The sequence below is a fragment of the Limnohabitans planktonicus II-D5 genome, from assembly GCF_001270065.2.
Classification (GTDB): Bacteria; Pseudomonadota; Gammaproteobacteria; order Burkholderiales; family Burkholderiaceae_C; genus Limnohabitans_A; species Limnohabitans_A planktonicus.
The window spans coordinates 42,355-65,447 of the sequence record NZ_LFYT02000005.1; the positions used below are offsets into that span (position 1 = coordinate 42,355).

The window sequence follows — 23,093 nt, forward strand, 5'->3', positions numbered from 1 at the left end:
CCACACAGGGCGCACACAAGCCACCTCACCTGTCAAGTTGTCATTGTTTTTCACGTTCACACATCCTCCTTATTGATAATGATTCTCATTTGATATAAAATTCAAGCCATGCACAGCAACTTCTTGAAGCTTGATCCAATGAACTTTCTCCAATCTGCACTGATCATGACCTGCTTGAGCGCATCGGCAGCTGCCATGGCACAAGACAAGACCCTCAACATCTACTCGGCCCGCCACTACCCCACCGATGAAGTCATGTACAGCGACTTCACCAAAGCCACCGGCATCAAGATCAACCGGGTCGATGCCGACGATGCCGGTATTCTCGCCCGACTCAAAGCCGAGGGCGCAGCCTCACCGGCCGACGTGATTTTGCTGGTGGACGCCGCCCGCCTGTGGCGTGCTGAAGTAGATGGCCTGTTTTTGCCCATCAAGTCGGCCAAACTCGAAGCAGCCATTCCCGCCAACTTGCGCGCCAAACCAGCAGACAACGGTGGCACGGCTTGGTTTGGCCTGTCCACTCGGGCGCGTGTGATCGTGTATGACAAGCTCAAGTTCAGCAAAACCGATGTCGACAGCTACGAGAAGCTGGCCGATGCCAAGTTCAAGGGCAGTTTGTGCATCCGCAGCGGCTCGCACCCCTACAACCTGAGCCTGTTTGGTGCCATGACCGAGCACCTGGGTCCGCAAAAAACCGAAGTCTGGCTCAAGGGCTTGGTGGACAACATGGCCCGCAGCCCCAAAGGCGGTGACACCGACCAGATCAAAGGCGTGGCCTCGGGCGAATGCGGCGTGGCCGTCACCAACACCTATTACCTGGCCCGCATGATGCGGTCAAGCAACCCGGCCGACAAAGCGGTGACCGAAAAAATCGGCGTGGTCTTCCCCAACCAAAACTCTTGGGGCACGCATGTGAACGTGGCCGGTGGCGCTGTGGCAAGGTATGCCAAAAACACCGACAACGCGGTCAAGTTCCTCGAATACCTGGCCAGCCCCTCAGCGCAAAACCACTTTGCCAACGGCAACAACGAGTGGCCAGCGGCCAAGGGCGTGAGCTTTGACAACCCGGCCCTCAAAGCCATGACGGGCGGCAGCTTCAAAAGCGAGCTGATCCCAATCAGCGCCGTCGGCATGAACCAGGTCAAGGTGCAGCAAATGCTGGACCGCGTGGGCTTCAAGTAAGGCCTCACCCGGTGGTCGCCACTGGCGACCACCCTTGTCTCCATCAGCCAGCCATTCACACCGGGCGCACGCCCGGGTGGTGATAGCCAGCCATTGAACCCATCGGCAAACCTGATTTGCCTTTTCCCCATCCATCAATGACGCGCATCACCATGACTCAAAGACACACACACGCCCAAAATTCGCGCCCTCCAGGCACACTGCTGCCACTGGCTGCCATCATGCTGGCGGGCTCCCTCTCAGCCGCGCCTGCCGCCATGGCCCAAAACAAGCCTGGAGAGAGCACCCTCAAAACGGTGACCGTCAAGGACAAGGCCGAAACCGACATGGCCGAGGGCAAGAACGGCGTGCGCGCCTCGGAAACACGCATCGGCAAAGGCCAGCAAGCACTGCGCGACATTCCGCAATCGGTGACCGTGGTGACCGAAAAACTGATGGATGACCGCAACTTGGACACCTTCAAAGAAGCGTTGAAAAACACCGCAGGCATCAGCTTTATGGCAGCCGAAGGGGGTGAAGAAGACATCCGTTTGCGCGGCTTTTCCTTGCAGTCCATGGGTGATGTGTTTGTCGACGGCGTGCGCGACCCGGCTTTTTACGAACGCGACACCTTCAACCTGGACCGCCTGGAAGTGCTGCGCGGCTCGGCCTCCATGCTGTTTGGCCGCGGCTCCACAGGCGGCGCAGTCAACCAGGTCAGCAAAACACCCCGCCTCATGGATGAAAGCCAGGTGGACTTGACCCTGGGCTCGCACAAGCATGTGCGGCTGGTGGGCGACTTCAACAAACAAACCGGAGAAAGTGCCGCGCTGCGCTTGAACGTGATGAAAACCCAAGCCGACAACAACGGCTCGGGCAGTTCTTTGGACAAAGAAGGCATCGCCGGGGCTTACCGCTGGGGCATTGGCGAGAAGAACGAGTTCCAACTTGGCTTGTACCACCTGAACAACAACAATGGCATGAACTATGGCATGCCCTGGATTCGCCCCAGCACCTCCGCCTCCCCGCTGGAGTCCACCGTCTTGCCGCTGGACCCCAAAGCCTATTACGGCGCAGCCAGCGACTACAACGCGGGCCGCGCGACACACTTGACGGCCAGCCACACACACCGATTCTCGGCCGACAGCGAACTGAAAACGCAAATCCGCAAGGGGCAATACGAGCGCGATCAGCGCGCAGGTGCCGTGCGGTTTGCCAACGCCGCCAGCCAACCGGGCAGGCAAGCCGTCAGTTTGGCCACCTTCGGCCCCAACACGGTCATGACCCGGGGCAATCACCTGAAGATTCAGGACATGGACACGCTGCATCTGCAAAGTGATTTCAGCAAGAAGTTCCAGGCACTGGGCCTGAAGCACGAATTGATGGCCGGGGTCGACCTGGCCACCGAAGACAAAACCGTTTACGCCGCCCGCACAGCAGGTGCGCAAGGTGGCGTGACCATCACCAAGCCCACCACCACCATTGGCACACCGCATGACGGCGCCAGGGTCAACGAAAGCACCCGCGTGCTGCGTGTGAACAACCAGTACAGCAGCACCGGCTGGGGTGCGTACCTGCAAGACCTGGTGCAAGTGGCACCCCAATGGAAAGTATTGGGGGGCTTGCGCTACGACAGCCTCAAAGGCGACTTCGCCCAGTTCGGCCCTCCCCCCAACGCCACGGACAATGGCACCCCAACCCGCTACCGCATGAAGGTGGGCGAGTGGAGCCAACGCGCAGGCGTGCTGTTCCAGCCCAATGACTTGCAGTCCTTCCACTTGTCTTATGGCACCTCGTTCAACACCTCTGGGGACTCCTATTCCCTTGGGCCGACGAATGTGGACACACCACCCGAGCAATCCGTGAATTGGGAGCTGGGCGCCAAGCTCGACTCGGCTGACAAACGCTTCACCACGCGCCTGGCTTTGTTCCGCGCCACCAAAAAGAATGAACGCAACACCGACCCCTTGCTGCCTGTGGTCACACTGACCGGCAGCCGCTATGCCTCGGGTCTGGAGCTGGATGTGGCGGGGCGCTTGACGCAAAAATGGGAAGTGTTTGGCTCCTTCACCTGGATGCCGGATGCCAAAGTCAGCAAAGCCGCGCCTTGCCCTGCTACAGGTTCGTGCCTCCAAAACTCCGCCGGCGAGCGCTTGGGCGACCGTCCCGCCCTGACCCCTGTGCACAGCGGCAGCGCCTGGACGACTTACCAAATCAACGGGCAATGGCGTGCAGGCGCTGGTCTGACTTTCCGGGGTCGCCAGACCCCGACCCGTGCCGCATTTGAAGTGCCCTCGTTTGTGGTGGGCGATGTGATGGCCGAATACGCCTACAGCGATGCCCTGAGCTTCAAAGCCAATGTGAGCAACGTCACCAACAAGCTGTATGCCGATCAGTTGTACCCCGGCCACTACATCCCGGGTGCAGGCCGTTTGACGCAAATCACCGCGTCTTACAAATTCTGAGGACGCCAACCACATGGTCCGATTCCTGCCCGAATTGCTCAGCCCGGACACCGTGCGCCAGGCCCGCGAGCTGTTGCTGGCCCTGCCCGAATCCGACTGGGCTGACGGGCAGGACAGTGCAGGCCCGCAAGCCCGCACGGTCAAAGACAACCTGCAACTGCCACACCAACACCCGGTGGCCGCGCAAATTCGCCACTGGGTGCTCGGTGGACTGGACCAGTCGAGCACCTTCTTTTCAGCAGCCTTGCCTTTGAAGGTGTTCACACCCCGCATCAACCGCTACACGCCTGAATTTCCGCATTACGGCTGGCACATTGACAACGCGATTCGACTGCGTGCCGACGGCCAGCGCGTGCGCTGCGACCTGTCGTGCACCGTCTTTTTGAACGACCCCGATGACTACGAAGGCGGCGAGCTGAGTGCGCAAGACCAAAGCGTGGTGCACCGCGTCAAGCTGCCTGCAGGGCATGCCGTGCTGTACCCCGGCAACACCTTGCACGAGGTCACGCCCGTCACACGCGGGCAGCGCCTGGCTTGCTTTTTCTGGGTCGAGAGCATGGTGCGCTCGGATGAGCAGCGCCGCATCCTGTTCGATCTGGACATGAACCTGCTCAAGCTGCGTGAACAACACGGCGAAACGCCCGAGACCACGGCTTTGACCGGGGTGTATCACCAGCTGCTGCGCCAGTGGGCCAACACCTGATCTGCCCTTTGAACCCGCAACCCGCAAACCGCACACACCATGACCCAGCCCATCGTCAACCTGCAAGACCACGAACAGGCCGCACAAGCGGCTCTGAGCGAGGCGGCTTGGGCCTATTTCAGCGGCGGTGCAGCAGACGAAATCACACTGCGCCACAACGTGGCCGCTTGGCAAAGTCTGCGTTTGTCGCCGCGCGTTTTGCAAGACCTGCGCGGTGGCCACACGCGTTGCCGTTTGCTGGGCCGCGACTGGCCCATGCCGCTGCTGGTGGCGCCCATGGCTTACCAGCGCTGGGCCCATGCCGATGGGGAATCGGGCATGGCTTTGGCCGCCGCCGCGCAAGGCTGCGGCATGGTGTTGTCCCACCAGACCAGCACGCCCATGCACGACGTGGCGGCGCTGGTGGCTTCAGACGCCGAACGTGGCCCCTTGTGGTTTCAGCTCTATTGGCTGGCCGATCGGGGGGCCATGCACGAGCTGTTGGCACAGGTTGAAGCCGCTGGTTTTGAAGCCCTGGTGCTCACGGTGGACGCCCCGGTACACGGCGTGCGAGACCGCGAACGCCGCCACGGCATGCCTTTGCCCGAGGGCGTGAAGGCGGTGCATTGGAAGGCCCCCGACAACAGCCCTGCAAAAACCCACGCCCAAGGCCTGTGCGCTGGCTTGGCCGATGCCGCCCCCACCTGGGCCGATGTGCAGTGGTTGATTGGCCAGACCCGCCTGCCCGTGCTGCTCAAGGGCATCACCCACCCGCAAGACGCTGTGCAAGCGCTGAATCTGGGCGCAGCAGGTGTGATCGTGAGCAACCACGGCGGCCGCGTGCTCGACACCCTGCCGGCCACGGCCGAGTTACTGCCGCGCATCGTGCAAGCCGTTCGCCAGCACCACCCACAAGCGCCGGTGCTGGTCGATGGTGGCATCCGGCGTGGCACCGATGTGTTCAAAGCACTGGCCCTGGGGGCTGATGCCGCGCTGATTGGCCGCCCTGCCCTGTATGGCCTGGCCCATGCGGGCGCACGCGGTGCAGCGCATGTGCTGCGCCTGCTGCGCGACGAGTTCGAAACCACCATGGCTTTGACGGGTTGCGCGCACCTTCAAGACATTGACATCGATCGTTTGTGGCCTCTGCAGACCGTTTGATGCCCCTTGATTTCCTTTGAGCCCCACTTTATGCAAGCAGCCCATCTTGAAGAACCGATGCATCGGCCCCACCGCACTCATCCAAGCCGCGCCTGGCGCGTGACCGGTGCGGTGATGCTGGGCCACGTTGGCGTGGCTTGCTTGCTCGGCAGCGGATTATTGACCCGCGTGGTCCCCGCAGGCGCACCCGACAACGTGATCATGGCCAGCGTGGTCATAGATGCCCCCGCCCCGGCCGCACCCAAGCCTGAACCGGCGAAACCCCAAACCCAAGCCAAAACCAAACCTGACCCCGAGCGGCAGCCCCAGGCCAAGCCCATCAGCCCTCCCGTGCAACCCGCGCCTGTGCTGTCACGCACAGCCCCCAGCGATGCCGCGCCCATCGTGCCAAGCGCTGCGCCTGCCCCGGCCACACCTGCCGCACTGCAGGCAGGCAACCAGCGCCCGGCCAACAACCCCACAGCGGCGGCCGTGGTGCTGCCGTCCACCAGCGCCGACTACCTGAACAACCCGGCCCCACCCTACCCGCGCCAAAGCAAACGCCTGGGCGAGCAAGGCACCGTCATCATTCGCGTCTTGATCACGCCCGAGGGCCGCGCCGAAAAGGCCGAAATCCGAACATCCAGCGGTTACTTGCGCCTGGACGAGACCGCCCTTTCCACCGTGCAGCGCTGGCGCTTTGTGCCCGGCCAACGCAACGGCGCGCCCGAGGCCATGTGGTTCAACGTGCCCATCCGCTTTGTGCTGGACTGATTCGCCCCCACCGGCCCGACTGCCCACCATTTTTTGCCCGATCCCATTCACAGGAGTTTTTTCATGCCCGAATCATTTGGCCTCACCCACATCTGGACCCAAGGGGACGCCGTCACCCGCCTGATCCTCATCGCACTGATCGGCATGTCGGTCACCAGCTGGGTCGTCATCGTGCTCAAGGCGCTGGACGTGTGGAAACACAAACAAAGTGCCTTGAGCAGCGAACAGTTCTGGCACTCCACCAGTCTGGCCGAAGGCTTGGCCGTGCTCAGCCACCGCCCGGACAACATGTTCCACACGCTGGCCCAAGTGGGGCAAGAGGCCACAGAACACCACCAGGCGGCACAAAAACAGTTGCATGACCGTCTGGACGTGAGCGACTGGGTCACGCGCAGCCTGCGCAACTGCATTGACGACCACACCAGCCGCCTGCAAAACGGCCTGGCCATCCTGGCGTCGATTGGCTCCACCGCCCCGTTCGTGGGTTTGTTTGGCACCGTCTGGGGCATCTACCACGCGCTGGTGGCCATCGGCGCCACCGGCAACGCCAGCATCGACGCGGTAGCTGGCCCGATTGGCGAAACCCTGATCATGACGGCGCTGGGCCTGGCCGTGGCCATTCCGGCGGTGCTGGGCTACAACGCCCTGGTGCGTGGCAACAAATTCATCATCGCCCGCATGAACCGTTTTGCGCATGATCTGCACGCCTATTACGTGACCGGTGCCCGCGTGAGCCCGTCGGCGCAGGCCAATCACCCATCCCACCTTGCTGCAGCGCATGTTGGCCACTGAGCAGCTGACCTGCCGACCAGGAAACCCGCATGTCCTTTGAAATCAACGACAACAACGATGACGTGATGAACGAAATCAACATGACGCCCCTGGTGGACGTCATGCTGGTGCTGCTGATCATCTTCATCATCACCATCCCGGTGGTGCAACACGCCGTGAAGGTGGAACTGCCCCGCACCAGCAGCAGCCAAGACAAAACACCGCCCGAGAGCTTGCAACTGGCCGTGGACAGCCAGGGCCAGTTCTTTTTAGGCCAACAGCCTGTAGCGGCTGACGCCCTGGAGGATGCACTGCGCGAACACGCAGCCAAAGACCCACAACCCCAGCTCTACATCCGGGGCGACAAAAAAGTGGCTTATGAACATGTGGCCCAGGCCATGAGCGCTGCGCAGCGTGCGGGGCTGGCAAAAATAGGTTTTGTGACCGAGGGCCAAAAACCATGAGCATCAAATCGCCTGTGACTGGGCCAACAGACACCACAAGCGCAACCATTGCGCCAGAAATGCCTGAGTCGCTGGCGGCTTCGCCCCGCAACGCAAGCCGGCCATCCCGTACGCGCACGCTGGACAGCCATGACCTCTTGGGCGAGCAGGCCCTGGTGCTGATTCGCCACTTGGGCGAAATCTATCGCCTGCAAACCACACGGCAAGGCAAATTGATCCTGACCAAATAAAAACCCGGCAAGCATGCCGGGCGTGAAGTTCTCAAGACCCAGCGGGAAAGCCCCGCTGGCAGCCGCAGCCGTTCACAAAAACTTGACCCGCCCCTGCAAGGCCTGCAGCGTCATTTGCGGGGCAGACTCCCCAGCCCCCACCACCACGCCGACCCCCGCCACCGGTGCCAAGCTGTCGAGCTGGAAACGGCCCACGCCCGGGGTCTGGCGGATGAAGCATTTTTCGTCAAAAAACAAACGGTCCCCATTCGCATTGATTTCGTCGCTGTCGATGGTTTCAAAACCGATCAGCTGACGGATCGCCTCCAGCCCGCCGTCCCAAAGGACGGGGGTGATGGTTTTGGCGGTGGGGTCGATCACAAAACACGTCATCACAGGACTCCTGGCAGGGGTGAAAAACCGCCAGCTTAAACGGCTTCGGCGTGTGCGGGTGTTGGGGCTTCACTCACCGGCAAGGCAGGCATGCGGATCAGGTGGTCAAAAGCGCTCAAGGCGGCTTTGGCACCCTCGCCTGCGGCAATGACGATCTGCTTGTAAGGCACGGTGGTGCAGTCACCCGCTGCAAACACGCCGGGCACATTGGTGTGGCCCTTGGCGTCCACCACGATCTCGCCAAATTTGCTCAGCTCCAGAGTCCCTTTGAGGAATTCGGTGTTGGGCACCAGGCCGATTTGCACGAACACGCCTTCCAGCTCGACCCAGTGGTCATCGCCCGTGGTGCGGTCCTTGTAGCGGATGCCATTGACCTTGCCGTCTGCGCCCGTGATTTCGGTCGTCTGCGCGTGGGTGTGGATCGTGACGTTGGTCAGGCTCTTGAGCTTGCTCACCAAGACCGCGTCGGCCTTGAGCTGGTCGGCAAATTCAAACACCGTGACGTGCTTGACGATGCCCGCCAAGTCAATGGCCGCTTCGATGCCCGAATTGCCGCCACCGATCACGGCGGTGCGCTTGCCCTTGAACAAGGGGCCGTCGCAGTGCGGGCAGTAGGCCACGCCCTTGTTTTTGTACTCGGCTTCGCCGGGCACGTTGACATTGCGCCAACGGGCACCCGTGGACAGGATGACCGAGCGGGCTTTCAAGCTGGCACCGTTGGCCATCTGCACTTCGATCAGGCCGCCGGGCTGGCTGGCGGGGATGATTTTGTCGGCACGCTGCAAGTTCATGATGTCCACCTCGTAGTGGCGAACTTGCGCTTCCAAGGCTGCCGCAAACTTGGGGCCATCGGTCTCGAGCACCGAGATGTAGTTTTCAATCGCCATGGTGTCATTGGTCTGGCCGCCAAAACGCTCAGCCGCCACACCCACGCGGATGCCTTTGCGAGCGGCGTACACGGCAGCGGCCGCCCCGGCCGGGCCACCGCCCACCACCAACACGTCAAACGGGTCTTTGGCGCTGAGCTTGGCGGCATCGCGTTCACCGGCGTTGGTGTCGAGCTTGGCCACGATTTCTTCCACCGACATGCGGCCCGAGCCAAACACCTGACCGTTCAAGAACACCATGGGCACGGCCATGATCTGACGCGCCTCGACTTCGGCCTGGAAGGCACCGCCTTCGATGACCACGGTTTTCACATTCGGGTTCACGATGGCCATGAGCGACAGCGCCTGCACCACATCGGGGCAGTTGTGGCAGCTGAGCGACATGTAGACCTCGAAATTGAAGTCGCCTTCCAGCGCTTTGATGCTGTCGATCACGTCTTGCTCGACCTTGGGCGGGTGTCCACCGGTCCAGAGCAAGGCCAACACCAAAGAAGTGAACTCGTGGCCCAGCGGCAAACCGGCAAAGCGCACACCGGTACTTTGGCCTTCACGCGCCACCACAAAAGAAGGCTTGCGAGCGTCATTGCCGGAAGTGTCCAGCGTGACCTTGTCCGACAGACCCACGATGGTTTCCAGCAGTTGCTTCATCTCCACGCCCGTCTCGCTGTCGTCGAGCGAGGCCATCAGGCAAATCGGATGGCGCAGCAGGGCCAGGTATTGCTGCAATTGGGCTTTGAGGGTGTCGTCGAGCATGGTGTTCTCCGGTTTCAGGCTGCATTCGTCCCCGGCCCACGCTTGTGGCGGGGCCTCGGACAGAGGGGGGGTTTGGGGGAAATCGTTGAGGACAGCACAGGCCCAGCTTGTGGCCCGGTTGTGCTGTGCTCAACGCCCTGCGATACAGGGCGCAGAGGTCAAGAATTAGATCTTGCCGACCAGGTCGATGGAAGGAGCCAAAGTCTTGGCGCCTTCTTTCCACTTGGCGGGGCACACTTGGCCGGGGTTGGCGGCGGTGTACTGAGCGGCTTTGAGCTTGCGCAGGGTCTCGGACACGTCGCGGGCGATCTCGTTGGAGTGCACTTCGGCGGTCTTGATCATGCCTTCGGGGTTGATGATGAAGGTGCCGCGCAGTGCCAGGCCTTCTTCTTCAATGTGCACGCCAAATGCGCGTGTCAGCTGGTGTGTCGGGTCGCCAACCAACGGGAACTTGGCCTTGCCCACGGCAAGCGAAGTCTCGTGCCACACTTTGTGCGAGAAGTGGGTGTCGGTGGTCACGATGTAGACCTCGGCACCAGCTTTCTGGAACTCGGCGTAGTTGTCAGCCGCGTCTTCGATTTCGGTGGGGCAGTTGAAGGTGAAGGCTGCGGGCATGAAAATCAGCACGGACCACTCGCCCTTGAGGGTTTCGTTGGACACCTGCACGAACTTGCCATTGTGGAAAGCCTGGGTTTTGAAAGGCTGAACTTGGGTATTGATCAAAGAGGACACGGTCATTTCCTTTGGGTGGTTTAAAAAAACTATCGAATGAGAAAACTCATTGGTCGCAATCATAAAACAACCTAGGGTTTCTACTCATGAGTAGTTTCTATCGACCCCATAGGAAAAAGCTTTCAACTCAAGCCCTCCGATTTATTCCTATACTCCCCTGAGCCAAACCCATGGCCAAAACCAACCAAGCCAATATCCATGCCGCGCCGCCCCAAGGCACCAGGGCGCGCAGGGCATCCCAAGCCCACACATGGCGGGCATAGAGGTTGAAGCTGAACAAGACCAAACCGACCAGCATGAGCCAGCCTGCCGCCTGCAGCCAACGCGACGCCCCGCAGACCCGAAGCGCCAACCCTGTGAACAACAAAGCCAGCGAATGAAATTGCTGCTGGCTCAAAGCGGTTTGCACCGCCGGGGGCACGCCCGCGGCAAACACTGGCAAATGCGCGAAGGCGGCGCTGAACACCACGCTGGCGCAAGCGCTGATCGCCCCCAGGACCAGAAACCACCGGGCCGACAGAGGCCAGACTTCTGGCGAGGAAATTGAGGTGGAAGCAGAAGACGGGATGGACATGAGGTGCAGCGCACAAAGCGAAGAATGGAAACAGCGCATTGGAGCACGGCTTTGTGCAGCTGATTGAATTGGCGTCTGGCACTGCGCCGCCGCCCCTCACATCAGCGGCCTGCGGTAGCCCCCTGCCTGACCGCAGGGCGACAGCACCACCTGCCAAAGCTGGTTGTCACGGGCGCGGAATGTGCCTGCGCAGCACAGTAGGTAATAGCGCCACATGCGGTAAAAGCGCTCGCCATACCGGTCTTTCAGCGCGGGCCAGGCCGCCTCAAAGCGTTCATGCCAGGCCATCAGGGTTTTGTCATAGTCTTCGCCAAAGTTGTGCCAGTCTTCCATGACGAAATCTTCTTCGCTGTAAAACGCGATTTCTGAGGCCGAGGGCAAGGCCCCGTTGGGGAAAATGTATTTTTCAATCCAGGGATCGATCCCCGCACCCGCCTGATTTTTGCCAATGGTGTGCAACAAAAACAGGCCATCATCCCGCAAGCAACGCCGGGCCATGTCAAAGAAAGTGCGGTAGTTTTTCTGCCCCACATGTTCGAACATGCCCACCGAGGCAATGCGGTCAAAGCGCTGCTCGCCTCGTTCATTGAACTGCCTGTAATCGGTCAGCTCAAAGCGCACCGGCAAATCGCCTGCTTTTTCAGCGCCCAGGCGGGCCTGTTCTTTCGAGACGGTCAGGCCCACGCAACGGACTTGGTAATGGCGTGCAGCAAACAGCATCAGACTGCCCCATCCACAACCGATATCCAGCAAGGACATGCCCGGTTGCAACTGCAATTTTTGGCAAATCAAGTCGAGTTTCGCTTCTTGTGCCTGTTGCAGCGTCTGCGCTTGCGGCCAATAGCCGCAGCTGTAGGCCATGGCCGGGTCCAGCATGGCCTCATACAAATTATTGCCCAGGTCGTAATGCGCCCGGCCCACCTGCCAAGCTCGTTGCTGAGACTGCAGATTCGTCAAGCGGGCTTTCAAAGATGCCCACAACCAACCGGCGCGCCCCACCTGCTCGTCCAGCCGCGCCCGCAATATGCGGGTAATGAGTTCATCGACTTGCTCGCAATCCCACCAACCGTCCATGTAACTCTCCCCCAAACCCAGGCTGCCTCGGGTCAGGATGCGGTCAAACGTTCCCGGGTGGTGAACCTGGATGTCCCAAGGCTTTGAGCCACCCACCGTGATGCCCGCCGTGGTCAATAATTTGGCCGCCCTGCGCCAGTTGTCATCCGTGCGAATCAAGCGCTGCGTCCCTAAAACCATGTCTGAAGCCATGCATTTCTCCTGAACTGAAGGCACTGGCCAGACATTGGCAAGTGACAAATCATGTTAGGCACGGCCCCAAGGGCTGCCCATCCACTTTTTGATGTAACAGCTCTACCCCATAACCATGAGCCTGAAACACGCCACTCGCGGGGAAGGGGGCATCCCTGTGCATAATTGACGTTGACGTAACGTCAACCACATTCAGGAGAAAAACATGGACATTCAAGGCAAGGTTTTCATCGTCACCGGCGGCGCATCAGGCCTGGGCGAAGGCACAGCGCGCATGCTGGCGGCCAACGGCGGCAAAGTCGTGATTGCCGACATGCAGGCCGAAAAAGGTGAAGCGATTGCCAAAGAACTGGGCGGCGCTTTCGTCAAGTGCGACGTGAGCAACGAAGCAGACGGCCAGGCCGTGGTGGCCCAAGCCGTGTCCATGGGACGACTGTCTGGCCTGATCAACTGCGCGGGCATCGCCCCGGCCGAAAAAACCGTGGGCAAAAACGGTGCGCACAGCCTGGCCGTCTACACCAAGACCATCATGGTCAACCTGGTGGGCACCTTCAACATGATTCGCCTGGCGTCTGAGGCCATGTGCAAAAACGAGCCCGAAGCCACAGGCGAGCGCGGCGTGCTGATCAGCACCGCCAGCGTGGCCGCCTATGACGGCCAGATTGGCCAGGCCGCATACGCCGCCTCCAAAGGCGGCGTGGTCGGCATGACGCTGCCCATTGCCCGAGACCTGGCCCGCAACGGCATCCGCAACATGACGATTGCCCCCGGCATCTTCGGCACCCCCATGCTGTTTGGCATGCCGCAAGAAGTGCAAGACGCCCTGGCTGCAGGCGTGCCCTTCCCCAGCCGCTTGGGCACTCCGCAGGACTACGCCAAATTGGCCCAACACATCATCGAAAACGACATGCTCAATGGCGAAGTGATCCGTCTGGATGGCGCGATCCGATTGGCACCGAAGTGAGCTGAAGGGTCGCCAAGCCGACCGCAGCATGGGCGGTCGTCTTGACATCCAAGGACAGCTTGACCATCGGGCAAGGATTGGGTCTGATCAAACCATCAAAGTTTTCAACCATGAGCCTGTCCACGCAATCAAGCCCATCTCTTGACTCAAGAGCCATGCCGCAGAGATTGTGAAAGACTACGCCACCAACCCGGAGCCGCTCATCATCACCCCAAACGGGGAAGCCAAGATGGTGGTCATGGACATTGCCGAGTATGAAAGGCAACAAGAAACTTTTGCGCTGCTCAAGTGGGTGCCCCTGGGCCAGAAAGAATTGGCGCAGAGGCGTGTGAGCGACATGGATGCCTTTTTTGCAGAGATGGATCAACAGCCATGAAACGGCGCATCCAAAGCTGGAGGAACTTCGGGCATTGGGCTTGCCCCATTTCAGACAGCGCCTGCTGCGCCAAACCCGTGTGATTGATGAGTTTGACGACCAGACCGTGGTGGTTCACCTGTTCATCCACACACGGCGTCATTTCAGAACCCATTTGCAGCCGCGTGTTTTGCGGGCCTGACACGCCACAGCAAACCAGCGATCCTCTCCAGAAATCCAAGATGACCTCCACCCTTGCAGTTTTCGTCTCACGCTGGTGTTCACCAGCGTGTGTCTTTTGAACGCCTGTGCATCCAGTTCGGTGGTTGAGCCCGGCGTGGTGCGTGGGGACAGAGGGCGTCTGAAGAAGCTTCGGTCGCACACGCGACCCCTTGAGGGAACTCCCGATACGAGCCGCCTTGTCCAGGGGCCATACTGAGCACTGGATCAGATACCCGATCAGGAGAGCCTTGTGAAAACGAATGACACCACACGCCGCCAGTTTGTACAAAGCGGCATCGCCAGTGCCGCCACCCTGGCGCTGCCCTCAATCGCCCAGGCGCAAGCCTTTCCGACGCGCCCACTCAAGCTGATTTGCCCCTGGCCTGCCGGCGGGTCCAGCGACATCGTGATGCGTGCGCTAGCCGATGCTGCCACCAAGGTGCTGGGCCAGCAGGTGGTGGTTGAAAACAAGCCCGGTGCCAGCGGCATGCTCGGCCCCAACGAACTCGTCAAAGCGGCACCCGACGGCTACACCCTTTCGCAAATCACGATTGGCGTGGCCCGCTTGCCGCACATGCAAAAAATGCTGTTCGACCCGCTCAAAGACTTCAGCTACATCGCCTGCCTGACGGGCTACACCTTTGGCATCGTGGTCAAGGCCGACTCGCCGATCAAATCCATCAAGGACCTGGTCAGTTTTGCCAAGGCCAATCCCGGTAAATTCAATTACGGCTCCACGGGCAACGGCACCACGCCGCACCTGGCGGTGGAAGAGTTCGCCCTCAAGGCGGGCGTGCAGCTCACGCATGTGCCTTTTAAAGGCAGCTCGGACGGCTTGCAAGCGCTGTTAGGGGGCCACATTGACGCGCACAGTGATGCCACGGGCTGGGCACCCCACGTTGAAGCAGGCACCCTGCGCCTGCTGGCCACCTATGGCAGCAAACGCACCAAACGCTGGCCCAAAGTGCCCACGCTCAACGAACTGGGCTACGACACGGTGTCCGACTCCCCTTTCGGCATCGCCGGCCCTCGGGGCATGGACCCGAAGGTGGTGCGCAAGCTGCAAGACGGCTTCAAGAAAACCCTGAGCGACCCTGGCGTGGTGGCCGCCTTCGCAAAGTACGACCAGCCCGTGATCTACATGGACAGCGAGGCCTACACCCAGTTCATCCTGGCCAGCTATGTGAAGGAAAAGCGGCTGATCGAAAAGCTGGGGCTGGGCATCAAGGGCTGAAGCGGGGTTTGCAGACCCCCGTCGGGGTCCGGGACGGCCGACCTACAACAAGCCTTACCCGTAGGTCGGTACTCGCAGAGTCCGACGTTTTTCAATGCACCGCCCCTGCATCCAAGAGCGCCAGTGATCATGTTGCAAACATCAGGAACTGCGCCCCCCGACCTACAAAAAACGGCAGCCGAGGCTGCCGTTTGTGCTTTTTTTCATCAGCAGATCAATAAGCCTGACCCAACTGCCCCAGGATGTGGGGGTTTTCCAGCGTCGAGGTGTCTTGTGTGATCGCTTCGCCTTTGGCCAGCGAGCGCAGCAGGCGGCGCATGATCTTGCCCGAGCGGGTCTTGGGCAGGTTCTCGCCAAAGCGGATGTCCTTGGGCTTGGCGATCGGGCCGATTTCCTTGGCAATGTGGTCGCGCAACTGCTTGGCAATGGCCTTGCCTTCTTCAGTGTTGGGCAGCGAGCGCTTGAGCACCACGAAGGCGCAAATCGCCTCACCCGTGGTGTCGTCAGGGCGGCCCACCACGGCGGCTTCGGCCACCAGCTCGGTGCAGCTGACCAACGCTGATTCGATTTCCATCGTGCCCATGCGGTGACCGGAGACGTTGAGCACGTCGTCGATGCGGCCGGTGATGGTGAAGTAACCGGTTTTCTCGTCGCGGATCGCGCCGTCGCCGGCCAGATAGTACTTGCCCTTGAAGTCTTCAGGGTAGTAGCTCTTCTTGAAGCGCTCGGGATCACCCCAGATGTTGCGGATCATGGAAGGCCATGGGCGCTTGACAACCAAAATGCCGCCCTGGCCATTGGGCATGTCTTTGCCGGTTTCGTCCACGATGGCTGCCTGTATGCCGGGGAACGGCAGCGTGCAGGAACCGGGCACCATGGGGGTCACGCCAGGCAGCGGGGTGATCATGTGGCCACCGGTTTCGGTTTGCCAGAAGGTGTCCACGATGGGGCAACAGCTGCCGCCCACGTGTTCGTAGTACCACTCCCAGGCGGCTGGGTTGATCGGCTCGCCGACCGAACCCAACAAGCGCAGGCTGCTCAAGTTGTAGCTCTTGGGGTGCACGGCGTCGTTGGCTTCTGCGGCCTTGATCAGCGAGCGGATGGCGGTGGGCGCGGTGTAGAAAATCGAAACTTTGTGGTCCTGGATCATCTTCCAGAATCGGCCTGCGTCTGGGTATGTGGGCACGCCTTCGAACACGATCTCGGTGCCGCCCAAAGCCAAGGGACCATAGGTGATGTACGTGTGGCCCGTGACCCAGCCGATGTCGGCCGTGCACCAGAACACGTCGTCGGCTTTCAAGTCGAAGGTCCACTTGGTGGTCAAGGCTGCGTGCAGCAAATAGCCGCCGGTGCTGTGTTGCACACCTTTGGGCTTGCCGGTGGAGCCGGAGGTGTAGAGCAAAAACAGGGGGTGCTCGGCACCGACCCACTCGGGCTCGCAGGTGGTGGCTTGGCTGTCAGCCAGCTCAGCCATCCACACGTCGCGCCCAGCGGTCATGGCGATATCAGCGCCCGAGCGCTTGACGACCAGCACATTCTTAATGGAGTCGCAGCCGCCCAAATTGATGGCTTCGTCCACGATGGACTTGAGGGGCAGCAGCTTGCCGCCGCGCACTTGGTTGTCGGCAGTGATCACGGCCACAGCGCCCGTGTCTTCGATGCGGTCGCGCAGCGACTGGGCCGAGAAACCACCGAACACCACCGAGTGGGTCGCGCCGATGCGGGCGCAGGCCTGCATGGCCGCCACGCCGTCGATGGACATGGAGATGTAGATGACCACGCGGTCACCTTTTTGGATGCCCAAGCTTTTGAGTGCGTTGGCGTATTGGCAGGTCTTGGCCAGCAGCTGGCTGTAGGTGACTTGGCTCACTTCTCCGCCATCGGCTTCAAAGATGATGGCGGTCTTGTCGCCCAGGCCTTTTTCGACGTTGCGGTCCAGGCAGTTGTAAGAGGCGTTCAGCGTGCCGTCTTCGAACCACTTGAAAAAAGGCGCGTTGGATTCGTCCAGCACCTGAGTGAAGGGCGTCTTCCAGGTGATCAGCTCCTTGGCCAGACGGCCCCAGTAGCCCTGGTAGTCGGCTTCGGCTTCTTGGCACAGCGCTTCGTAGGCGGGCATGCCCGAGATGTGGGCGTTTTTCACAAAATCGGCGCTGGGTTGGTAAACGTTGGAACTCATCAGATTTGTCTCCTCAATGACAGGACGTTGTTTGAAACTGGCACAAATGTCGGCTTTCGCTCTTACAAAGCACTGACTGACAGCAGTCTTGCACGCATGTTGGCAAGATACCGGATTGGACCGCCTAAAATCCAAATGATGTCACGAGAGGCCCTTGCCCTCAAAAAAACCAGGAAAAACATGTCCAAACCCACACCCCCAGCCAAATCCTCCCTGAGCCCCCTGAGCAGCTTCATTTTTGCCAGCCGTTGGCTGCAGTTGCCACTGTATTTGGGACTGATCGCCGCACAAGCCGTATACGTCTTCCATTTCTGGGTAGAGCTGGTGCACTTGCTGGAAGCCGCCTTTGGCAGCCAAACCGCACTGCAAGCCCTGGTCAGCAGCATTGGCTACAAAGCAGATGCACCCCTGACGGCCCTGAATGAAACGGTGATCATGTTGGTCGTGCTGGCCCTGATCGACGTGGTCATGATCTCGAACTTGCTGATCATGGTCATCGTGGGCGGCTACGAAACCTTTGTCTCGCGCCTGAACCTCGAAGGCCACCCCGACCAGCCCGAGTGGCTGAGCCATGTCAATGCCTCGGTGCTCAAAGTCAAGCTGGGTACGGCCATCATCGGCATCAGCTCGATTCACCTGCTCAAAACCTTCATCAACGCCGCCAACTACGACGAAAAAGTGCTGATGTGGCAAACCCTGATCCACATGGCTTTCTTGCTCAGCGCAATTGCGATTGCTTACGCAGATCGCCTGATGTCGCACCACGACAAGGCCCACTGAGCGCATAACAGAATCACTGTTTTTTGATTTTCACGGGATCACACCACCATGACCACACTGATCAAACAAGACGACCTGATCGAATCCGTCGCCGCCGCCCTGCAGTACATCAGCTACTACCACCCTGCCGACTTCATCTCGCACCTGGCCAGCGCCTACGAGCGCGAGCAAAGCCCCGCCGCCAAGGACGCGATTGCGCAGATCCTGACCAACAGCAAGATGAGCGCCTTCGGCCACCGTCCGATTTGCCAGGACACCGGCATCGTCAACGTGTTCCTTGAAGTCGGCATGGACGTGAAGTTTGATGGCTTCACCGGCAGTTTGGAAGACGCCATCAACGAAGGCGTGCGCCGTGGCTACAACCACCCCGACAACACGCTGCGTGCATCCGTTGTGTCTGACCCGCACTTCAACCGTAAAAACACCAAGGACAACACGCCTGCCGTGATCTTCACCAAGATCGTGCCCGGCCACCATGTGCACGTGACCGTAGCTGCCAAAGGCGGCGGCAGCGAAAACAAGTCCAAGATGATCATGCTCAACCCCGGCGACAGCATCGTCGACTGGGTGCTCAAAACCGTGCCCACCATGGGCGCGGGCTGGTGCCCGCCCGGCATGCTGGGCATCGGCATTGGCGGCACGGCCGAAAAAGCAGTGCTCTTGGCCAAGGAAAGCCTGATGGACGACCTGGACATGTACCAGCTGCTCGAAAAATCCAGCAAAGGCGAAAAGCTCGACCCCGTTGAAGAGATGCGTCTGGAGCTGTACCACAAGGTCAACGCTTTGGGCATTGGCGCGCAAGGCTTGGGGGGTCTCACCACCGTGCTGGACATCAAGATCAAGATGTACCCTACCCACGCGGCCAGCAAGCCCGTGGCCATGATCCCCAACTGCGCGGCCACGCGTCACGCGCACTTTGTGCTCGACGGCTCCGGCCCCAGCTACCTCGAAGCGCCTTCGCTCGACCTGTGGCCCAACGTGGGCTGGACGGCCGACACCGAAAAGAGCCAGCGCGTGGACCTGAACACCCTGACACCCGCGCAAGTCGCGGCCTGGAAACCCGGCCAGACCCTGCTGCTCAACGGCAAGATGCTCACCGGCCGCGACGCTGCGCACAAACGCATCCAGGACATGCTGGCCAAGGGCGAACCGCTGCCCGTGGACTTCAAGAACCGCGTGATCTATTACGTGGGCCCGGTGGACCCCGTGGGCGACGAGGCTGTGGGCCCCGCCGGTCCCACCACAGCCACCCGCATGGACGGTTTCACCGAGATGATGCTGGCCAACACCGGCCTGATCGCCATGATCGGCAAGGCTGAACGCGGCCCCGTCGCCATCGAAGCCATCAAAAAGCACAAGAGCGCTTATCTGATGGCCGTGGGCGGTGCCGCTTACCTCGTGTCCAAAGCCATCAAACACGCCCAGGTGGTGGGTTTTGCCGACATGGGCATGGAAGCCATCTACGAATTCGACGTGGTCGACATGCCCGTAACGGTAGCGGTGGACGCGGGCGGCACCAGCGCCCACATCACCGGCCCCGCCGAATGGCAAAAGCGCATCGCCACGGGCGAGTTCAAAGGCATCGGCGTCACAGCGGCCTGACGCCTTGCATGCGCCTGTCCCGTTACTGCGAGCGCAGCGTGGCCGTCCAGATCTGGATCACCACGCGGCGTTCCTGCGGGACACGGCGATGACATCTGAGCCCTCATGAACGAATCCCCCATCGGCGTTTTTGACAGCGGCATTGGTGGCCTGAGCGTGTTGCAGGCCCTCCAATCGGAGCTGCCTGCCGAGCATTTTGTGTATTGGGCCGACAGCGCCCATGCGCCCTATGGTGAAAAGGGCGATGTGTTTGTGCGCCAGCGCAGCCTGGCCATCGCCCGGCACTTGATAGAGAGGCACCGCATCAAAGCCCTGGTGGTGGCCTGCAACACGGCCACCGCAGCGGCCATTCATGAGTTGCGCAACCAGCATCCGCACTTGCCATTGATCGGGGTAGAGCCCGCTCTCAAGCCAGCCATCGCCATGAGCCGAACCCAGCGCATTGGCGTCATCGGCACACAGGGCACGCTGTCCAGCGACAAATTCCACCGGCTGCTGGTCAGCTTGCAAGACCAGGCCGAGTTTGTGGTTCAGCCCTGCCAAGGTTTGGCGCTGGCCATTGAGCAGAGCACACATGCCCCATCTGCACCGCAAGCGCATGAAAAAGTCAGGCAATTGCTGCAGGACTACACCCGTCAGATGGGCCGTTTTGGCACGGCCCCGGGCGACTTGGACACCCTGGTGCTGGGTTGCACGCACTATGTGTTTGCGCACCAGCCCTTGCGCGACTTGCTGGGGCCTGATGTGCAGCTGGTGTCCACCGGAGGGCCGGTTGCCCGCCAAACCCGAAGATTGCTCGAATTCGCAGGCCAATTGCGCAGCGGCCCAGCGCCGCTGTCGGCATCAGCACGCACACAGTTGCTGACCAATGGTGAACTCAGTGCACTGCAAGCGGCCGCACAGCGCTGGCTCCATTTGCCCCATTCGACCTGTCACAAGGCTGAACGGCAAATCTGATCAGGCCTGCCCCATGGCCATGCGACGGCCACGCTCGACGCTCACAGGTATGAGCAAAACCAGGCCCAAGACGAACAGCAAGGAAGTCGAGCCAATCGCCAGACGCTGATTGCCGCCGCTGAGCCAGGTGATGAGGCCGTAGCTCAAAGGCCCCAGGATGCTCGCAAGGCGGATGGCAAACGTCCACAGGCCAAAGAACTCACCCAAGCGCGCAGGCGGCACCATGAGCCCGGCCATGGCACGACCCGATGACTGGCTGGACCCCATGCACACCCCGGCAATCGCCGCTGCCCACCAGAACACCTCTTTGGTGCTCGACAAGGCAGCGATCACACAAGTCAAGATCCAGCCCACCAAGGTCAAGGCCAAGGCCAATTTGTGTCCGATGCGGTCTTGCGCATAGCCAAACACAAAGGCCCCCGCAAAAGCGGCGATGTTGAGCACAAAAATCAGCACCATCGTCTCTTGCGGCTGAAAGCCAATCACCTGTTCAGCATAAATGGCCGCCAGCGAAATGGCCACCGCCACCCCACCCTGGTAAGCCACCGCGCAGGCCATGAGCCGAATGAAATCCTTGTATGGGCGGGCATCACGGAAGGTTTGACGCAATCCCCGCAAGCTGTGCAACATGCCCACCACAGGGGCATGGGGTTGGGGCGGTGAATGCTCACGCATCAAAGCAAACGTGACACAGGATGCTGCCCCATAAACCAGCGCCGTGATCAGCATCGTGACGGGAACAAACTGGCTGCCTGTCTCACCACGCGCTTGCGCAGCCAGCACATAGGCCAGGCACACGCCCAGCGTCAACATGCCGCCGATATAACCCAGCGACCACCCCCAGCCACTGACGCGGCCCATGGCCTCGGGTTTGGCCAGTTCGGGCAAAAAGGAAGCGGTCAATGACTCGCCGTAAGAAAAAAACGTGTTGGACACCACCAAAATCAAAAGCCCCAGTGCCACTTGCCCAGGCCCCACCCAGGCCAGCGCTGCGGTGCTGATGACACAACCCAAGGTCACCCACATGAGCAGTCTTTTTTTGCCTGCGACACGGTCAGCCCAAGCGCCCAGGCCCGGCATGCTCAGCATCACGATCAGATAGGAAACACTCAGGCCAGAGGTCCAGGCCAGTGTGGCCCAAGCTGCCCCATCGGCCACGCCACCCACAAAATAGGCCGCAAACACGGCCGTGATGACCACCGTGGTGTAACCGGAATTGGCGAAGTCATACATGGCCCAGCCAAACACTTCACGAAGACGGACACCTGGGTTCAGTGCATCACGGGAAAACATCAAGGCCATGATTGCACCTTTTCAATGCAAGTGACGGGGACGGCGGCCACCGCCACCATGACCTGAGTTGCCATTGCCGCCCGAGCCTTTGGGCGGTTTGCCCAGTTCCAGCGAACTCACCAGGTTGTCAAAACGCTGGCTGAACAATTTGTCTATTTCAGCCACCACGCCAGACAACTCGGCGCCGTCAAAGTGACGTTCCATCAAGTTCACCACGTCGTGAATCAACAAATCCCGTTGGGCCTGCATGATGGCCCCCGGATCGGGGCCCACAAACAACATCACGAAATCATCGCGGGACTCTGCGCCACGGGCTTCGTCTTCGTCATCAAATTCGATGTCATAAAAAGTGACTTCGATTTGTGTGCCCGCCGAAGACAAATCATTGAGGTTCATGCACAAATCGTCCAACACCATGCGGAAGTCCTCGTCCCCGCGCACCGTCCAGCACATGTGCAGCCGCTGGGTGTTGGCGTCAAAGCGGATGCCTGGCTCTTCCTCATACAAGCTCAGGGCGCCTTCGCTCAAAGTGCGGGCACCTGTGTAATGCCAAAGAGGTTTGAGCGCTTCCTGAATGGACTTGGTGTCGGTGCCTGGCTTGATCGGCACATCACCATGCACGTGGATTTCGAACGGTGCGTTGTCGTGGTTCATGATGGTGCCTTATAACTGACTGCTGGTGCCCCGAGCCGGAATCGAACCGGCACGCCCCTTTTCAGGAAGCAACGGATTTTAAGTCCGGTGTGTCTACCAGTTTCACCACCGGGGCCAAGCCTCTATTGTGCCTTGATAAAGTCGCTTTTCCGGAATCAATCCAGCTGCAAATTCAGCATGGCCAGCACATAGAAGGCGATGACGCTGAAATAACCCACCGCCCAAAAAATCGAACGAAACAGCGCCTTATCGCTCAAATAGCACGCCACATAGGCCACGCGCGCAGCAATGAACGCGGCGGCCAGCATGTCGACCACAAACGGGTCCACGCCCGTGAGCAAAGCCAACACCACGCCGACGGCAAAAAAGGGAAAAGCCTCCAGGCTGTTGGCCTGAGCGGCATTGGCGCGGGCACGGAAACCTGTTTGCTGCGCCAACCATGCTCGGGGGTCGTGGTTGTCATAACTTTTGGCCCCCGCCTTGGCAATGCCTGCACAAATGACAGGCATCAAGCCCGCCACCAAAATCGCAGCATAAGAAATCAGCATTTTTTCACCTCACATCGGTTCGGGCTGCGGCCGTCTG

The 23,093-nt window shown here is 60.4% G+C and carries 23 protein-coding genes, 1 tRNA gene and 1 pseudogene; 15 read left to right on the plus strand and 10 right to left on the minus strand.

Features of this window, described 5'->3' with window-relative positions:
- Positions 1–138 precede the first annotated feature (138 nt).
- The 8 genes from H663_RS25880 (at position 139) to hemP (ending at position 7,687) form a co-directional block, all read left to right on the plus strand.
- Positions 139–1,182, plus strand: a complete 1,044-nt coding sequence (locus H663_RS25880; RefSeq protein WP_053169943.1) for a Fe(3+) ABC transporter substrate-binding protein — start codon at positions 139–141, stop codon at positions 1,180–1,182.
- Positions 1,183–1,334: 152 nt separating this feature from the next.
- The gene (locus H663_RS25885; RefSeq protein ID WP_083451114.1) at positions 1,335–3,626 is read left to right on the plus strand and encodes a TonB-dependent receptor; all 2,292 of its coding nucleotides are present in this window, start codon (positions 1,335–1,337) and stop codon (positions 3,624–3,626) included.
- 13 nt (positions 3,627–3,639) lie between these two features.
- Positions 3,640–4,329, plus strand: a complete 690-nt coding sequence (locus H663_RS25890) for a Fe2+-dependent dioxygenase (RefSeq protein WP_053169945.1) — start codon at positions 3,640–3,642, stop codon at positions 4,327–4,329.
- A 39-nt stretch (positions 4,330–4,368) separates the two neighbouring features.
- Positions 4,369–5,469, plus strand: a complete 1,101-nt coding sequence (locus H663_RS25895) for an alpha-hydroxy acid oxidase (protein ID WP_053169947.1) — start codon at positions 4,369–4,371, stop codon at positions 5,467–5,469.
- A 30-nt stretch (positions 5,470–5,499) separates the two neighbouring features.
- On the plus strand, positions 5,500–6,222 hold the full coding sequence (locus H663_RS25900) for an energy transducer TonB (RefSeq protein ID WP_053169949.1): 723 nt from the start codon (positions 5,500–5,502) through the stop codon (positions 6,220–6,222).
- Positions 6,223–6,285: 63 nt separating this feature from the next.
- Complete coding sequence (locus tag H663_RS25905; protein ID WP_053169951.1) at positions 6,286–7,014, plus strand: MotA/TolQ/ExbB proton channel family protein; 729 nt, start codon at positions 6,286–6,288, stop codon at positions 7,012–7,014.
- A gap of 29 nt (positions 7,015–7,043) precedes the next feature.
- Positions 7,044–7,457 carry an ExbD/TolR family protein gene (locus tag H663_RS25910; protein WP_053169952.1) on the plus strand — a complete coding sequence of 138 codons (414 nt, stop codon included), beginning with the start codon at positions 7,044–7,046 and terminating at the stop codon, positions 7,455–7,457.
- Positions 7,454–7,687: a hemin uptake protein HemP gene (hemP, locus tag H663_RS25915; protein ID WP_053169954.1), complete on the plus strand. Its 234-nt coding sequence runs from the start codon at positions 7,454–7,456 to the stop codon at positions 7,685–7,687. The genes H663_RS25910 and hemP overlap by 4 nt, the downstream gene beginning before the upstream one ends.
- Before the next feature lie 72 nt (positions 7,688–7,759).
- Here hemP and H663_RS25920 read toward each other — a convergent pair whose 3' ends face one another.
- The 5 genes from H663_RS25920 to cfa form a co-directional block, all read right to left on the minus strand.
- A complete protein-coding gene (locus H663_RS25920; RefSeq protein ID WP_053169956.1) occupies positions 7,760–8,059 on the minus strand; it encodes a hypothetical protein in 300 nt (99 codons plus the stop codon).
- A 35-nt stretch (positions 8,060–8,094) separates the two neighbouring features.
- Positions 8,095–9,699 (minus strand): alkyl hydroperoxide reductase subunit F, encoded by a 1,605-nt coding sequence (ahpF, locus tag H663_RS25925; RefSeq protein WP_053169957.1) that lies wholly within the window; start codon positions 9,697–9,699, stop codon positions 8,095–8,097.
- Positions 9,700–9,864: 165 nt separating this feature from the next.
- Entirely contained in the window at positions 9,865–10,431 is a 567-nt protein-coding gene (gene ahpC / locus H663_RS25930; protein WP_240620393.1) for an alkyl hydroperoxide reductase subunit C, read from the minus strand.
- A 127-nt stretch (positions 10,432–10,558) separates the two neighbouring features.
- A complete protein-coding gene (locus H663_RS25935) occupies positions 10,559–11,005 on the minus strand; it encodes a DUF423 domain-containing protein (RefSeq protein ID WP_053169959.1) in 447 nt (148 codons plus the stop codon).
- A gap of 96 nt (positions 11,006–11,101) precedes the next feature.
- The gene (gene cfa, locus H663_RS25940) at positions 11,102–12,271 is read right to left on the minus strand and encodes a cyclopropane fatty acyl phospholipid synthase (protein WP_053169960.1); all 1,170 of its coding nucleotides are present in this window, start codon (positions 12,269–12,271) and stop codon (positions 11,102–11,104) included.
- A 205-nt stretch (positions 12,272–12,476) separates the two neighbouring features.
- Between cfa and H663_RS25945 the strand changes: the two genes are divergently transcribed.
- From H663_RS25945 to H663_RS25955, 4 genes and pseudogenes are all read left to right on the plus strand, one after another.
- Positions 12,477–13,235 (plus strand): 3-hydroxyacyl-CoA dehydrogenase, encoded by a 759-nt coding sequence (locus H663_RS25945; RefSeq protein WP_053169961.1) that lies wholly within the window; start codon positions 12,477–12,479, stop codon positions 13,233–13,235.
- A gap of 157 nt (positions 13,236–13,392) precedes the next feature.
- Positions 13,393–13,611: pseudogene (locus H663_RS42160) on the plus strand (type II toxin-antitoxin system Phd/YefM family antitoxin); the annotation flags it as partial.
- Between the two features lie 40 nt (positions 13,612–13,651).
- Entirely contained in the window at positions 13,652–13,792 is a 141-nt protein-coding gene (locus H663_RS41535) for a hypothetical protein (RefSeq protein WP_165803865.1), read from the plus strand.
- A 270-nt stretch (positions 13,793–14,062) separates the two neighbouring features.
- On the plus strand, positions 14,063–15,046 hold the full coding sequence (locus H663_RS25955) for a Bug family tripartite tricarboxylate transporter substrate binding protein (protein WP_053169963.1): 984 nt from the start codon (positions 14,063–14,065) through the stop codon (positions 15,044–15,046).
- Positions 15,047–15,260: 214 nt separating this feature from the next.
- Here the strand turns inward: H663_RS25955 and acs are convergent, their stop codons facing one another.
- Complete coding sequence (acs, locus tag H663_RS25960) at positions 15,261–17,222, minus strand: acetate--CoA ligase (protein WP_053169965.1); 1,962 nt, start codon at positions 17,220–17,222, stop codon at positions 15,261–15,263.
- Between the two features lie 180 nt (positions 17,223–17,402).
- Here acs and H663_RS25965 point away from each other — a divergent pair, with 180 nt between their 5' ends.
- From H663_RS25965 to murI, 3 genes are all read left to right on the plus strand, one after another.
- Positions 17,403–18,002: a TIGR00645 family protein gene (locus H663_RS25965; RefSeq protein ID WP_053171465.1), complete on the plus strand. Its 600-nt coding sequence runs from the start codon at positions 17,403–17,405 to the stop codon at positions 18,000–18,002.
- 48 nt (positions 18,003–18,050) lie between these two features.
- Positions 18,051–19,604 (plus strand): fumarate hydratase, encoded by a 1,554-nt coding sequence (locus H663_RS25970; protein WP_053169967.1) that lies wholly within the window; start codon positions 18,051–18,053, stop codon positions 19,602–19,604.
- A gap of 105 nt (positions 19,605–19,709) precedes the next feature.
- Positions 19,710–20,561, plus strand: coding sequence for a glutamate racemase (murI, locus tag H663_RS25975; protein WP_053169970.1), 852 nt, complete (start codon positions 19,710–19,712; stop codon positions 20,559–20,561).
- On the opposite strand, the gene H663_RS25980 is transcribed toward murI, so the two are convergent.
- From H663_RS25980 to H663_RS25995, 4 genes are all read right to left on the minus strand, one after another.
- Positions 20,562–21,863, minus strand: a complete 1,302-nt coding sequence (locus H663_RS25980; protein ID WP_053169971.1) for an MFS transporter — start codon at positions 21,861–21,863, stop codon at positions 20,562–20,564.
- Between the two features lie 12 nt (positions 21,864–21,875).
- A complete protein-coding gene (locus tag H663_RS25985; protein WP_053169973.1) occupies positions 21,876–22,508 on the minus strand; it encodes a DUF6806 family protein in 633 nt (210 codons plus the stop codon).
- A gap of 23 nt (positions 22,509–22,531) precedes the next feature.
- A tRNA-Leu gene (locus H663_RS25990) sits at positions 22,532–22,623 on the minus strand.
- Between the two features lie 40 nt (positions 22,624–22,663).
- On the minus strand, positions 22,664–23,056 hold the full coding sequence (locus H663_RS25995; RefSeq protein WP_053169976.1) for an MAPEG family protein: 393 nt from the start codon (positions 23,054–23,056) through the stop codon (positions 22,664–22,666).
- Between the last annotated feature and the right edge of the window lie 37 nt (positions 23,057–23,093).

What these genes read in the sequence shown, in the direction of transcription:
- H663_RS25895 (WP_053169947.1), top strand. Translation starts at nt 4,369, where the DNA reads ATGACCCAGCCCATCGTCAACCTGCAAGACCACGAACAGGCCGCACAA.
- H663_RS25935 (WP_053169959.1), bottom strand. Translation starts at nt 11,005, where the DNA reads ATGTCCATCCCGTCTTCTGCTTCCACCTCAATTTCCTCGCCAGAAGTC.
- cfa (WP_053169960.1), bottom strand. Translation starts at nt 12,271, where the DNA reads ATGGCTTCAGACATGGTTTTAGGGACGCAGCGCTTGATTCGCACGGAT.
- H663_RS25995 (WP_053169976.1), bottom strand. Translation starts at nt 23,056, where the DNA reads ATGCTGATTTCTTATGCTGCGATTTTGGTGGCGGGCTTGATGCCTGTC.
- H663_RS25880 (WP_053169943.1), top strand. Translation starts at nt 139, where the DNA reads ATGAACTTTCTCCAATCTGCACTGATCATGACCTGCTTGAGCGCATCG.
- H663_RS25885 (WP_083451114.1), top strand. Translation starts at nt 1,335, where the DNA reads ATGACTCAAAGACACACACACGCCCAAAATTCGCGCCCTCCAGGCACA.
- H663_RS25910 (WP_053169952.1), top strand. Translation starts at nt 7,044, where the DNA reads ATGTCCTTTGAAATCAACGACAACAACGATGACGTGATGAACGAAATC.
- acs (WP_053169965.1), bottom strand. Translation starts at nt 17,222, where the DNA reads ATGAGTTCCAACGTTTACCAACCCAGCGCCGATTTTGTGAAAAACGCC.
- H663_RS25905 (WP_053169951.1), top strand. Translation starts at nt 6,286, where the DNA reads ATGCCCGAATCATTTGGCCTCACCCACATCTGGACCCAAGGGGACGCC.
- H663_RS25945 (WP_053169961.1), top strand. Translation starts at nt 12,477, where the DNA reads ATGGACATTCAAGGCAAGGTTTTCATCGTCACCGGCGGCGCATCAGGC.
- H663_RS25920 (WP_053169956.1), bottom strand. Translation starts at nt 8,059, where the DNA reads ATGACGTGTTTTGTGATCGACCCCACCGCCAAAACCATCACCCCCGTC.
- hemP (WP_053169954.1), top strand. Translation starts at nt 7,454, where the DNA reads ATGAGCATCAAATCGCCTGTGACTGGGCCAACAGACACCACAAGCGCA.
- H663_RS25890 (WP_053169945.1), top strand. Translation starts at nt 3,640, where the DNA reads ATGGTCCGATTCCTGCCCGAATTGCTCAGCCCGGACACCGTGCGCCAG.
- murI (WP_053169970.1), top strand. Translation starts at nt 19,710, where the DNA reads ATGAACGAATCCCCCATCGGCGTTTTTGACAGCGGCATTGGTGGCCTG.
- H663_RS25985 (WP_053169973.1), bottom strand. Translation starts at nt 22,508, where the DNA reads ATGAACCACGACAACGCACCGTTCGAAATCCACGTGCATGGTGATGTG.
- H663_RS25970 (WP_053169967.1), top strand. Translation starts at nt 18,051, where the DNA reads ATGACCACACTGATCAAACAAGACGACCTGATCGAATCCGTCGCCGCC.
- H663_RS25980 (WP_053169971.1), bottom strand. Translation starts at nt 21,863, where the DNA reads ATGGCCTTGATGTTTTCCCGTGATGCACTGAACCCAGGTGTCCGTCTT.
- H663_RS25965 (WP_053171465.1), top strand. Translation starts at nt 17,403, where the DNA reads ATGTCCAAACCCACACCCCCAGCCAAATCCTCCCTGAGCCCCCTGAGC.
- H663_RS25900 (WP_053169949.1), top strand. Translation starts at nt 5,500, where the DNA reads ATGCAAGCAGCCCATCTTGAAGAACCGATGCATCGGCCCCACCGCACT.
- ahpF (WP_053169957.1), bottom strand. Translation starts at nt 9,699, where the DNA reads ATGCTCGACGACACCCTCAAAGCCCAATTGCAGCAATACCTGGCCCTG.